We start from the raw sequence: 11,877 nt of genomic DNA on the forward strand, positions 1-11,877 counted from the left end.
TTTTCATCCGTGTGTCATCGCTTTTCGGCGTGCCTCCTCAAAGCCGTTAAAATGGCGCGTCTCAATTTACGCCGCTCCGGCCTTTCCTCGTGTTCAGCTCCCTCTACCCGCTCGCCCGCGCGCAACTTTTTCGCATGGATGCGGAAGACGCCCATCATCTGACGCTGCGTATGCTGGGCGCCGCCGGCCGCACCGGCCTGGCCGGCATGTTTGCCGAGCGCGCCGCCGATTCGCCGCGTACCGTCATGGGCCTGAGCTTTCGCAATCCGGTCGGGCTCGCGGCAGGGCTGGACAAAGACGGTGCATGCATCGATGGACTGGCCTCGCTCGGGTTTGGATTTATCGAAGTGGGAACGGTCACGCCGCGCGCGCAGCCCGGTAACCCGCGCCCGCGCATGTTTCGCCTGCCCGACGCGCAGGCGCTGATCAACCGGCTTGGTTTCAACAACCGCGGCGTCGATCAGTTCGTCGAGAACGTCCAGGCCGCGCGGTATCGCGGCGTGCTGGGGCTGAATATTGGCAAAAATGCCGATACCCCCATAGAACGCGCCGCCGAAGATTATTTGTATTGCCTCGAGCGTGTCTACCCGTTCGCGAGCTACGTGACAATCAACATCTCGTCGCCGAATACGAAAAACCTGCGCCAGTTGCAAGGCGCGGGCGAACTCGACGCGCTGCTCGGCGCGCTGAAGGATAAACAGCAACGTCTGTCCGACATGCACGGCAAACTTGTGCCCCTCGCACTGAAGATCGCCCCCGATCTCGACGACGAGCAGATCAAGGAGATTGCCGCGACCTTGCTGCGCCACAAGATTGATGGCGTGATCGCGACCAACACCACGTTGTCGCGCACTGCTGTGACCGGCATGAAACACGGCGATGAAGCCGGTGGTTTGTCGGGCAAGCCGGTTTTCGAAGCATCGAATGCGGTGATCCGCAAGCTGCGCGCGGAACTGGGCAGCGAGGTGCCGATCATCGGCGTGGGCGGCATCATGTCGGGCGACGACGCGCGCGAGAAACTCGCAGCGGGTGCATCGCTCGTGCAGATCTATACCGGGCTGATCTATCGCGGCCCGGCGCTTGTGACGGAATGCGTCGAAGCACTGGCCCGCACGAGTGCCGCTGCATGATCGGGTCTTCCCTTTTCGCTACGCTTGGGCTCACCCCACATGAGCAAACAATCTGAGGACGGCATTGCGTTTTAGCTATCATCGCCGCACTTCAGATTACTCACAAAAACCCGGACAAAGGTAACGCAACTCATGAAACTGTCTCTCTTCAAGAAAGTGCTCGTAGCAGGTTTGATCGGCGCATCGCTCTCGGCGGTCGCGCACGCGGAAGACCTGCTGGATTCGGTCAAGCAACGCGGTACGTTGCGCATTGGCCTGGAAGGTACTTTCCCGCCGTTCAACTCGAAGACGCCGCAAGGTGAACTGGTTGGCTTCGATGTGGATATCGCGAAGGCGGTTGCCGCGAAGCTCGGCGTGAAGCCGGTATTCGTGACGACCGAATGGAGCGGGATCATTGCGGGCTTGCAGGCTGACAAGTTCGATGTAATCGTGAATCAGGTCGGCATTACCGATGCCCGCAAGCAGACGCTTGATTTCTCGCCTGCGTACACGTATTCGAATGCGCAGTTGATTCAGCGCAAGGACGACACGCGGGACTTCAAGACGCTTGAGGACCTGAAGGGCAAGAAGCTTGGCGTGGGTCTGGGCACGAACTACATGGACATGGCGAAGGCTGTGCCGGGTATCGATGTGAAGACGTATCCGGGCGCGCCTGAGTACCTGCGCGATCTCGCTTCGAACCGTCTGGATGCTGCGTTGAACGACCGCCTGATGCTTGCGTACCTGATGAAGAATTCGCAGTTGCCGCTGCGCACGGGTGCGAATGTGGGCCCGGGCAATCCGTCGGGTATTCCGTTCAAGAAGGGCAATCCGAAGTTCGAGAAAGCCATTGATGACGCGATGACCCAGCTTGAAGCCGATGGTACGTTCACGAAGATCTCGGACAAGTGGTTCGGTATCGACGTGACGAAGCCGGCGAAGTAAGCCGGCACAGTCAATCCCGGACCCTCAAGCGTTCGGCATCGGGGCGGCTTCCAGGGAGATGCCGCCCTTTGCATTTCGCCCTTTGCATTTGATGCCCGCCTCCGACGTTACGCCTACTCTACTCATTCATGTCCACGACATCCCTGCTCGTTCAATCCATGCCGGCCCTCGCACAAGGCGCCGTTCTGACGATCAAGTTCGCGGTCTATTCGATGTTCTTTGGCCTGATCGCGGGCACGATACTCGCGATGATGGGCATCAGCCGAAGCCGAACGCTGGTCGGCCTGGGGCGCGCTTATGTGAGTGTGATGCGCGGTACGCCGTTGCTGGTGCAGATCTTCGTGATCTATTACGGGTTGCCGAGTCTGGGTATTTCGCTCGATCCTACGCCGGCAGGGGTGATCGCGTTGTCGGCGAATGTGGCGGCTTATCTTTCCGAAAGCATGCGCGGCGCTATTCTCGGGATTCAGAGTGGGCAGTGGCTGGCGGCTTATAGCTTGGGTTTGTCGAGGATGCAGACGCTGCGGTATGTGATTGGTCCGCAGGCGCTGCGGATTGCTGTGCCCAGTCTTTCGAATAGTCTCATTAGCCTGATCAAGGATACGTCGCTGGTGTCCGTGATTACGGTTACTGAATTGCTACGCAGTGCACAGGAAGTTATTGCCGCGACTTATCAGCCTTTGCCGTTGTATCTTGCTGCCGCTGTGGTGTATTGGGTGCTTTGTAGCGTGTTGGAGTTCGTGCAGCGGATGTTTGAGCGCAGGTTGGCGTTGCCGGGGAGGCATTAGGGGTTGGTCGGTCGGGTTCATTGCCGGGTTGGTGCTTTCGGCGTTAGCGGTCTGCGAGAGTCGGATTTTCTCTTTATCACTATTAGCCACTGTGCGTGGCGGCACGTCATTTCTTTGTCCAAAGCGACAAAGAAACGAAGCAAAGAAAACGCTTTCAACCACGCTACCCTAAGTGTCCACAGCGTGCAGTTTTCATTCATAGGTGCCCCAAAAGCACGGTGCTCGCCAGAGCCACGGATGTTTGAACCCCTCCTTCTCGCGAATCCTGACATGAACACGCTTCGCCCCGTACGCTCTCGGGCAAGCACCATTGCTAAGGAATCCAAATGGCCTCACACGTATTTACGGCTTCGCTTTTTTGCTGGGTTGGCTCCCCAGTCTGCGCGGCCATATTCGTGCGTCACAGCCCGATGCGGATTTACTACTTCAGTTTTTGGTGAGTTTGCTGCACAGCCTAGACAGTTATTTTCGTTGGATACCGCCTTACGTATTTTGGGGCTTCGTTTCCAGACGGGTTGGCTACGTGGTTCGAGGCGCGTACACATTTGGAGGGGGGCGTCCGCGGATAGCGCGGGGTGCCCCTTGGGCAGGTTCAATCACTGGTGGCGAAGCGTGTGGGTATCCGTGTTCGGAGAAGGAGGGGTTCAAACATCCGTGGCTCTGGCGAGCACCGTGCTTTTGGGGCACCTATGAATGAAAACTGCACGCTGTGGACACTTAGGGTAGCGTGGTTGAAAGCGTTTTCTTTGCTTCGTTTCTTTGTCGCTTTGGACAAAGTTAGTATGACTTCCGTGAGCAGTAAGGGCTGGCCCCCGTGGCAGAGCTAAAACACGCGGGTTAGCATAGTGCCAGAGCCGTAACAGTGAGGGCGAACCCGTCACTCATAGGTTTTGTTTCCAACCCGGAGGCCAGCATGCAAAACGATATCACGTTATTTGTCGGACTGGATGTTCACAAAGACTCGATTACAGTTGCCTACGCGCTGGGCAGCGGCGAAGTCGAAGTGCTCGGCAAGATCGGCACGCGCTCTCGCGATATTGATCAGTTATGCAAAAAGCTTCAATCCAAGGCTCGCCACGTAAAAATCGTTTATGAAGCCGGTCCTCTGGGCTATGACCTGCAGCGCCGCCTCGCTGCCAAAGGCTTCGAGTGCATGGTGTGCGCCCCCTCGCTGATCCCGCGCAAAGCCGGCGATCGCGTGAAGACCGACCGCCGCGACGCGCTCAAGCTCGTGCGCTCACTGCGCGCGGGCGACCTCAGCGCCGTGCATGTGCCCACCGTCGAAGACGAAGCATTTCGCGATCTTGCGCGTGTCTGGGCCAGTACGCGCGATGCCCTCAAACGCGCCCGCCAAGCGTTAAAATCGTTCCTGCTCGCCCACGCCGTGCGATACGCGGGCACGGCGAACTGGGGACCGGCGCATCGACGCTGGATCAGCAAGTTCTCGTTCGGCAACGCATGGCAGGACCTCGCCTTCACCGAGTTGCGCCGCGCGATCGAAGACCGGTTTGCGCAGTGCGAGCGGCTTGAGTCGGCCTTGCGCGAAGCGGTGCCGCAGTGGCGCTTTTATCCCGCCGTGCTCGCCCTGCAAACCATGCGCGGCATCAAGTTCACCACCGCCGTTGGCTTGCTCTCGGAGATCGTCGATGTGACGCGCTTTGCCCATCCTCGGCAGTTGATGGCGTGGCTGGGCATAACGCCTTCAGAATACTCGTCGGGGGGCAGCCGGCGCCAGGGCAGCATCACCAAGACGGGCAATTCGCTTGCGCGAAAGTTGCTGATCGAGGCCGCCTGGAGTTATCGGCATACGGCCCGGGTGAGTCCCGAGATTCAGCAGCGTCATGAGGGCGTGCCCAAGGTGATTATCGATCGCGCCTGGGACGCGCAGTTGCGTCTGTGTGGGCGCTTTAGAAGAATGGTGGCGAAGGGCAAACTCAAAAACGTGGCGGTCGTCGCGATCGCTCGCGAACTCGCCGGGTTTATCTGGGACATCGCCCGTCTGGGCATGGAGCAGGCGATCAACAACTCCAGAGCGGCTGTCTAAACCAGCAAAAAACAGTTTTGCAATCATCGAAAAGGCAGTTTCCTGAAGGCGGCGTAGCCCGGCATCAGAGTTACCCGCGGCATTTCTTTGCAACGGCTTATCAACGGTTCACGCCGACTTGCGCACAAAGTTAGCGGCAGGCTCACGAGACGGATCACTGTAATGCGGTAACCAACCCGCGAATATCAGATTGATTCACCGTCGAGTGTTACTGCTACGCCGCCCTCAGGAAATTGTAGGAAGAGAAAAGATGACCACAGCTAAAAACACCTGTTGACACGGAAAGTCATATCAGAAATGACGTGCCGCCACGCACAGTGGCTAACAGTGATAAAGAGAAAATCCGACTCTCGCAGACCACTAAGGCCGAAAGCACCAACCCGGCAATGAACCCGACCGCCCACTCCCCCCAAAACCGCCCCTCAAGACCTGTCCACCGCCGCGAGCGTCGCATCCTCGTCCAGCCTGGCCCCAAACCTGTCCATTCGCGGCAAATGATGCCGATCCGGATCAAGCGAATACGCCACCCGCCGAGCCCGTCCCATCAATTCGCTGCGTGGAAAAAAACCAAAATACCGCGAGTCCGCGCTGTCGTCGCGGTTATCGCCGAGCATCAAATACTCACCCTTAGGCACCGTCACAGGCCCAAACGAACGCCGCGGACTCGGCGCCAGCACCGACAACCTCACTACATGCGTAACATGCCCCAGCTTCTCGTCGAGATACTCGCCAGGCGAAGACGCATCGCCCTCCACCCCCGTGATATCGACCGGCTGATAACCCGCCCGCTTACCGTCGATATAAAGCACGTTGTCGCGCATGGCAACCACATCGCCAGGCGCCCCGATCAGCCGCTTGACGATCAACTCATGCGCCGCCGATGAATCCACCGTCACAATGTCCCCGCGCTGCGGATCATGCAGGCGCGCAATCACAATGTGCGTGAACGGAATACGCAGGTCGTACGCCATCTTGTCGACGACAATCCGGTCACCCTCGCGAATCGTGGGAAGCATGGAACCGCTCGGCACTACATTCCAATCGGCAATGGCGCTGCGAAACAGCGTCATCAACACCAGAAACGCAATCAAGTTCCGATTTTCACGCCAGAGTCGGGGAAACAGTCGCATGGTGGGAAATACCGGCGGTTAAGGACGACGCAGCTTAACGTTCAAACCTGAAATGACGCTTAAATTAAATCGACTGGTCAGCCCACGCTTATTCAGTCTCGAAAGGAAACCGCACGCCAAGGTCGCGACGAGCAGCATCGGTGATGGAAATCATCTGCATGGATATGGCATGCCGCATGATCGGGCTCTCTGTCTCGCCGCCGCGCAGCAACTCGCAAAAGTGCGCAGTCTCGTAGTTCAAGCCACCACCCTCAAAGGGCACATCAAGCTCAACGGTGCGGCCGTCCACATAGCGAACCGTCGCGCGCGCAGGGTTCCACCAGTTCTCGTGGATGCTCACCGTACCGCCGGTCGCAGCAAGCAGCGCATCGCCCTTGCCTTGCAGATCCAACCCGCAGAACAACTGCGCAACACCCCGTTCATGCCGCACATTCAAGCTCGCGAAAGTGTCCACGCCGGTCTGCCCGATGCGCCCGAAAGTCTGCACCTCGAGCGGTTCACCCAGCCAGTCCACCGCGAGAAACGCTTCGTAGATACCAATATCGAGCAACGCGCCGCCACCCATTTCCATCGAGTACGAAGGGTGCGAAAGCGGCACGTTCGCGATCGAACAACCGGCCCGAACCAGACCGATTTCACCAATAGGATCAGCCGCGAGATGGTCACGCAATTGCCGGTAGAGCGGATAGAACGGCGGTTTCATCGCTTCCATGAACAGCAGCTTCGATGACCGCGCCACGTCGATCATCTCCTGCAACGCCCGCGCGTTGACAGCCGCCGGTTTCTCGCAAAGCACAGCGCGTCCCGCCTGGAAAGCACGCAGCGCGTACTGAGGATGGCTGTCCTGCATGGTCGCAATGTACAACGCATCGATGTTGTCGAGCAGCGCATCGAAACTCTCATACGCCCTGGTATGAAACTGCCCGGCAAACGCAGTTGCCGACTCGGGCCTTCGCGACCAGACGCCACCAAGCGTTGTGCCCGGCACAAAGGCCAGCCCCCCAGCGAACCTGTGCGCAATGTTTCCCGCGCCAACGATGCCCCAACGGATCGTGCTCTGTGCGTTCATCTGTCCCACTCCCTGCATGCGTGGTGAATAGTCGGCCAAGGCCGGCGATGCGCACATTGTCCCCTACGCAAGCGGTCTGCGTGAAGCCTGGACGATGCATGCGCAACGCATGACGTTCCGATCACAAAGCTCAAGGGAATACGTCGGGAGATTGTCGTTCGACGCACAGGCCATCACGCGTCGATGTCAGGCAGGGAGGTGAAGTGAAACGTTTGCGTAGGTAAAAACCCGAATAGGCGCTGCTCGCGCCCGGCCACGATGAACGTGACCAGAAACCTCGGGCCAGCTTCGCCACGCCGGAACCGTCCCGGACGCGAAGCTTAAGGCAGGTGTCAGGCGCCGGCCGATTCGGATTCACCGACCGGTGGGGACGAACTGTCCTCGCGGCGTTCAAGCGAAAAAGCCCGCCCGACTTCCTCCGCGGTGACATCGATCAGCGTGCTCATCGCGCGCTCGGCCACACCGGCATCGTGTGCCTCGATCGCCTCCACCACGCGGCGCTGCGCTTCGAGCGTCGCGTCGCGCATGGTCGCAATGCCCGCCACGATCGGATAGACCGTCACCAGCGCACCCCGCACGATAGCCGTCATCTGCTGGAAGAACTGGTTACCGCTCGCAGCCACAATGCGCGTATGCAACGCGACATCGGCGGCCTGGTACTCGGGCTCGCTGCCGTTGAGCGACGCAAGCGCGTCGAATGCATCGCGAATCCCGCTTACTTCGTCCGGCGTTGCACGGGCCGCCGCCAATGCTGCCGCACGCGGCTCGATCAACATTCGAAACTCGATCACGTCACGCAGGAACGCCTGATCCGGCGTCGCCCGGAAGCGCCAGCTCACCACGTCCTCATCGATCAGCCGCCAGTCGCTCATCGGCCGGATCCGCGTACCCGTCTTGGGGCGCACATCCAGCATGTGACGCGCGAGCAACATGCTCAAAGCCTCGCGCATCACGGTCCGACTCACGTCGAACTCCTTCGACAAGACGTCCTGCGGAGGCAGGATCGCGCCGTACTTCTGTTCAACGATGCCCGATACGAGCCCGTCCATCACCTTAGCCACCAGTGATCGCTCTTTGTTTTCGTCCATCACCCCTCTCCCCTTGCGCCCTACATTGTGTCCCTGCGCATCCGGCGTGCTTCCCCAAGCTCGCCGAAAGGCCCGGTGAGTGCCGCCTATTCATCCGATCAATCAGATCGATCAGATGAATCAGCGGCCCCGCGCCGTGCACGATAAATTGCGTGTTCAATACCGCTAGCGCCAGTCGGAATGTCCCTCTCAAGGGTTATCCCTTTGCCTTTGCGTCTTTACGTTTCGCGATACTGCTTCGGCAATCGCTGTATTAAGTACTTCTTGATATCTTTGGTTCAAGTGCTTCGTTTAAGTTCTCTCCAACGCCCGGTCTTCATGCTCATTGCCCGACAAATCGCCCTGCCTTCGAAAGGTGTTCAGCCCCCTGTTTTCTTCTCGGTCACGCGTCCGTACTGATCGTCGAAACGCACGATATCGTCCTCGCCCAGATACGTCCCCGATTGCACCTCGATCATTTCGAGCGGCGTTTTACCGGGGTTCTCAAGCCTGTGTGTCGTACCGAGGGGAATGAACGTGGACTGGTTTTCGCTCACCAGGAAAGTCTCTTCTCCGCGGGTGACGAGCGCCGTGCCGCGCACGACAATCCAGTGTTCCGCGCGATGGTGGTGCATCTGCAGCGAGAGCCGTTCGCCCGGCTTCACTACAATACGCTTTACCTGAAAGCGCTCGCCATGATCGATGGAATCATAGAATCCCCAAGGCCGCTGAACCTTGCGATGATCCTGCGCCTCAGCGCCTTTGGCGGCTTTCAGACGCCCGACCATCGCTTTCACTTCCTGCACACGATCCTTCGATGCCACCAGGATTGCGTCCGCGGTTTCCACGACCACTACACCCGTCACTCCGACGCACGCCACCAGCCGGCCGTCGGAATGCGCGAAACTGTCTGCTGACCCTTCGAAGATCACGCGGCCTCGGGCAACGTTGCCGTCGTCGTCCTTGTTCGACATGTCCCATACGGCATCCCACGCGCCGACATCGGACCACCCGGCTACGAGGGGCACCACAACGCCCGGAAACGCCGGCTCGTAAGCAATCCGTTCCATGACGGCGAAATCGATTGAATCAGACGGGCATGCTTCGAACGCGTCGACATCGAGTTGCGTGAAGCCGTCCTGATGCAGGCCACGTTCAAACGCGATCACGCACGCGGCGTGAATAGCGGGCTGGAAGTGCTCGATGGCGGCAAGCCAGACCGAGGCCCGGCACACAAAAATGCCGCTGTTCCACCAATATTCGCCGGACGCCAGATACTGTTCGGCAATTTCCCGCCGCGGCTTTTCGACGAACCGTTCGAGCACTCGCGCTTGAGGGGCGCCATCATCTGCAGTTCCCAGGGCCGCGCCGGCCTTGATATAACCGTAGCCCGTTTCGATCTTGTCCGGCACGATGCCAAGCGTAACGAGCGCGCCGCTTGCGGCGTGTCCGATCGCCTTGGCGATCGTGCGACGGAACGCATCAAGATCGGCCACGGCGTGATCAGCGGGCATGGCCACCAGCACCGGGTCGTCGCCGGATCCGGCAGCCACTGCCGCCAGCGCAGCGAGCGTCAGTGCCGGTGCAGTATTACGGGCGCAGGGCTCAAGCACAATGCGCGCTCGACGGCCATTACGCTCGATCTGCTGGGCGGTCAGCAACTTGTGTTCCGTGCCGCAGACCACAATCAACTCATCGGCGCTCGCGAAGCGCACTGCGTCGTGACCATGCGTTGCCACATCAAGTCCGTCGAGACCGTCAAGACGGCGCAGCGTGGCTTCGAGCAGCGATTGCGCACCCATGAGCTCGATGAGCTGCTTGGGGAACTGCTGCCGCGATAACGGCCACAGACGCGTGCCGGACCCGCCGGCGAGAATGACCGGCTGCACGCGAACACTCGTGGCGCCCGTCTTGGCGGGGCCTGTAAGCGGATGGCGGGACACGTCCACGGTGACTCCTGAAGCGTTGAAGCTGATTGAGGGCCGAACGCGTCTTACAGGTGCGGACGCGTGAAAAACACGCATCGATTGATGCGCTATTTAAGCAGGCAAATCTATTTTGTTGTGTGCGCGTGCGAACGCCCGCACGCTATTCGGTCGACCTGCCGTTCAAGGCACCTTATTCATCCTCAGCCGGCGTTGGGCAGCAATCTTTGCCGGAGACGCGAGACGACCTCGCGCAGTTCGCTCGATTCGCAGAACGACCATGCGATGTTGCCGGCAATCAGCGCGAAGGCAATCGCGGCCATCCCGCTGAGCGAGTCCATAGAGTCGGCGCACACGGTCGCAACCACCAGGAAAACCAGATGTCCGGCCATGTTTCGCACGATCGGCCGTGGCTTGAGCTTCGAGAAATAAAGGAACGCCGCATAGTCGAAGAACGCCTTCGCAACCACCGCCACGCCTGCGCCCAGCAGGCCATACCAGCGGATGCTCAGCCACAGCACGAGCGCGAAAACCGGCAAGCCGATCCAGCCGACCCGCGCGACCTGCGCCGGATTGGCCTTGGCCTGAATCAGCACTCCGATAATGCTCGACTGCCCCGCCAGCCATACGCCAATGACAAGGATGCGTCCGACAGGTGCGGACTGAACGGCCATCTCATGGCCGAGCCAGATGTTCAGGAACGGTGCCAGCGCGAACAACGCAACCACCACGCATGGCGTGAATGCACAGTTCAGGAATGCAAGCGCCTGGTGCGAGAGTTCATCGGCGTGGTCGCTTGCGGAGGCCGAAAAGCGCGGGAATAGCGTGCGCAGCATGGCGCTCGGCAGCAGGTTCATGCGCGTGACGAGGTTTTGCGGCGTGGCGTAATACGCCACGTACCTGGCACCCAGCATGGAACCGATCACCACCCGGTCGAGTGTCGTTGCGATCATGTTTGCGCCAGAGAACAACAGCAGCCAGCGGCCATAATTAAAGAGTTCGCGAATCAGCGGCCATTCCGGCTTCGAGATGCGCTTGATGCCTATTGCACGGAACGTGCCGTAGCCAAGCAGCAGGGCCGCCAGAAACCGCGCAATGACGGCTGCCGGCACAACCACCGCCAGCGACGGCGAGATCAGGTACAGCGCGGCCAGCGGCAGCAACTGGAACAGGAACGTGCCGATGGTCTGGTTGGTATTGAACAGCGCGAACTTTTCCATGCCGCCGATCGCGCCGCTGAACACCCACGAAATGTTGGCGATGGGCACAGCCACCGCAATCCACGGCAGCGCATGCAGCACTTCGCGCTGAAACACCGGTTCGATGGTCGCTATATGAACGACATACACGTACGCGCCGAACCAGATCAGCACGGCGCCGACAAAACCTGTGGCCAGGTTGAGAAAAAATGCGCTCCAGAAGATGCGCTCGATGGTGCCGTCGTTGGACTGGCGCGCCTTGGCGATATGGTTTTCGGTCGCCATCGAAATACCGAGATCGAGCACGCTGAAATAACCGATCAACGCCCACACCAGGTTGATGACGCCGTAGCGTTCAATCCCCATGCCGTGGATGTAGGCGGGTACCGTCGCGAGTGAGACGAACACGGGCAGGATGAGCCCGGCGAAATTGATCGCTATGTTCCTGAGAAGACTTTTTTCCATTGAGCAACGGGCCGATTACAACAAACTCACACAGGATAAATCAAGGCACCGCGTCACAGCTTTGCGGTGAATGCAGGCACGTTGCAGCGCACAGGTGATGCACATTCAAGTGCACGCAGCGGGTGCCCGCCCGAAG

The 11,877-nt window shown here is 59.5% G+C and carries 9 protein-coding genes; 4 read left to right on the forward strand and 5 right to left on the reverse strand.

From position 1 onward, the window contains the following. The first annotated feature begins 89 nt into the window (after positions 1-89). The 4 genes from ACSQ36_RS10940 to ACSQ36_RS10955 all read left to right on the forward strand — a co-directional run bounded on the left by ACSQ36_RS10940 (position 90) and on the right by ACSQ36_RS10955 (position 4,886). Positions 90-1,130 carry a quinone-dependent dihydroorotate dehydrogenase gene (locus ACSQ36_RS10940; RefSeq protein ID WP_213761550.1) on the forward strand — a complete coding sequence of 347 codons (1,041 nt, stop codon included), beginning with the start codon at positions 90-92 and terminating at the stop codon, positions 1,128-1,130. 132 nt (positions 1,131-1,262) lie between these two features. Then, positions 1,263-2,054 (forward strand): cystine ABC transporter substrate-binding protein, encoded by a 792-nt coding sequence (locus ACSQ36_RS10945; RefSeq protein ID WP_213761551.1) that lies wholly within the window; start codon positions 1,263-1,265, stop codon positions 2,052-2,054. A gap of 128 nt (positions 2,055-2,182) precedes the next feature. Then, positions 2,183-2,842 carry an amino acid ABC transporter permease gene (locus tag ACSQ36_RS10950; RefSeq protein WP_213761552.1) on the forward strand — a complete coding sequence of 220 codons (660 nt, stop codon included), beginning with the start codon at positions 2,183-2,185 and terminating at the stop codon, positions 2,840-2,842. A gap of 913 nt (positions 2,843-3,755) precedes the next feature. Next, positions 3,756-4,886, forward strand: coding sequence for an IS110 family transposase (locus ACSQ36_RS10955; protein WP_436180774.1), 1,131 nt, complete (start codon positions 3,756-3,758; stop codon positions 4,884-4,886). 422 nt (positions 4,887-5,308) lie between these two features. Here the strand turns inward: ACSQ36_RS10955 and lepB are convergent, their stop codons facing one another. From lepB to ACSQ36_RS10980, 5 genes are all read right to left on the reverse strand, one after another. Then, complete coding sequence (gene lepB / locus ACSQ36_RS10960; RefSeq protein ID WP_436181914.1) at positions 5,309-6,016, reverse strand: signal peptidase I; 708 nt, start codon at positions 6,014-6,016, stop codon at positions 5,309-5,311. A gap of 88 nt (positions 6,017-6,104) precedes the next feature. After that, positions 6,105-7,085 carry a Gfo/Idh/MocA family protein gene (locus ACSQ36_RS10965; RefSeq protein WP_436181915.1) on the reverse strand — a complete coding sequence of 327 codons (981 nt, stop codon included), beginning with the start codon at positions 7,083-7,085 and terminating at the stop codon, positions 6,105-6,107. Between the two features lie 332 nt (positions 7,086-7,417). After that, a complete protein-coding gene (locus tag ACSQ36_RS10970) occupies positions 7,418-8,173 on the reverse strand; it encodes a FadR/GntR family transcriptional regulator (protein WP_213761554.1) in 756 nt (251 codons plus the stop codon). A gap of 359 nt (positions 8,174-8,532) precedes the next feature. Further along, positions 8,533-10,176, reverse strand: coding sequence for a mannose-1-phosphate guanylyltransferase/mannose-6-phosphate isomerase (locus tag ACSQ36_RS10975; protein WP_436181916.1), 1,644 nt, complete (start codon positions 10,174-10,176; stop codon positions 8,533-8,535). 104 nt (positions 10,177-10,280) lie between these two features. Then, positions 10,281-11,741 (reverse strand): flippase, encoded by a 1,461-nt coding sequence (locus ACSQ36_RS10980; RefSeq protein WP_436181917.1) that lies wholly within the window; start codon positions 11,739-11,741, stop codon positions 10,281-10,283. Between the last annotated feature and the right edge of the window lie 136 nt (positions 11,742-11,877).

Source organism: Caballeronia sp. LjRoot34 (genome assembly GCF_964253815.1).
Classification (GTDB): Bacteria; Pseudomonadota; Gammaproteobacteria; order Burkholderiales; family Burkholderiaceae; genus Caballeronia.

Bases quoted from the DNA above. Each gene is read 5' to 3' on its own strand.
- ACSQ36_RS10945 (WP_213761551.1), top strand. From the start codon at position 1,263: ATGAAACTGTCTCTCTTCAAGAAAGTGCTCGTAGCAGGTTTGATCGGC.
- ACSQ36_RS10955 (WP_436180774.1), top strand. From the start codon at position 3,756: ATGCAAAACGATATCACGTTATTTGTCGGACTGGATGTTCACAAAGAC.
- lepB (WP_436181914.1), bottom strand. From the start codon at position 6,016: ATGCGACTGTTTCCCCGACTCTGGCGTGAAAATCGGAACTTGATTGCG.
- ACSQ36_RS10965 (WP_436181915.1), bottom strand. From the start codon at position 7,085: ATGAACGCACAGAGCACGATCCGTTGGGGCATCGTTGGCGCGGGAAAC.
- ACSQ36_RS10970 (WP_213761554.1), bottom strand. From the start codon at position 8,173: ATGGACGAAAACAAAGAGCGATCACTGGTGGCTAAGGTGATGGACGGG.
- ACSQ36_RS10950 (WP_213761552.1), top strand. From the start codon at position 2,183: ATGTCCACGACATCCCTGCTCGTTCAATCCATGCCGGCCCTCGCACAA.
- ACSQ36_RS10980 (WP_436181917.1), bottom strand. From the start codon at position 11,741: ATGGAAAAAAGTCTTCTCAGGAACATAGCGATCAATTTCGCCGGGCTC.
- ACSQ36_RS10975 (WP_436181916.1), bottom strand. From the start codon at position 10,176: ATGCGTGTTTTTCACGCGTCCGCACCTGTAAGACGCGTTCGGCCCTCA.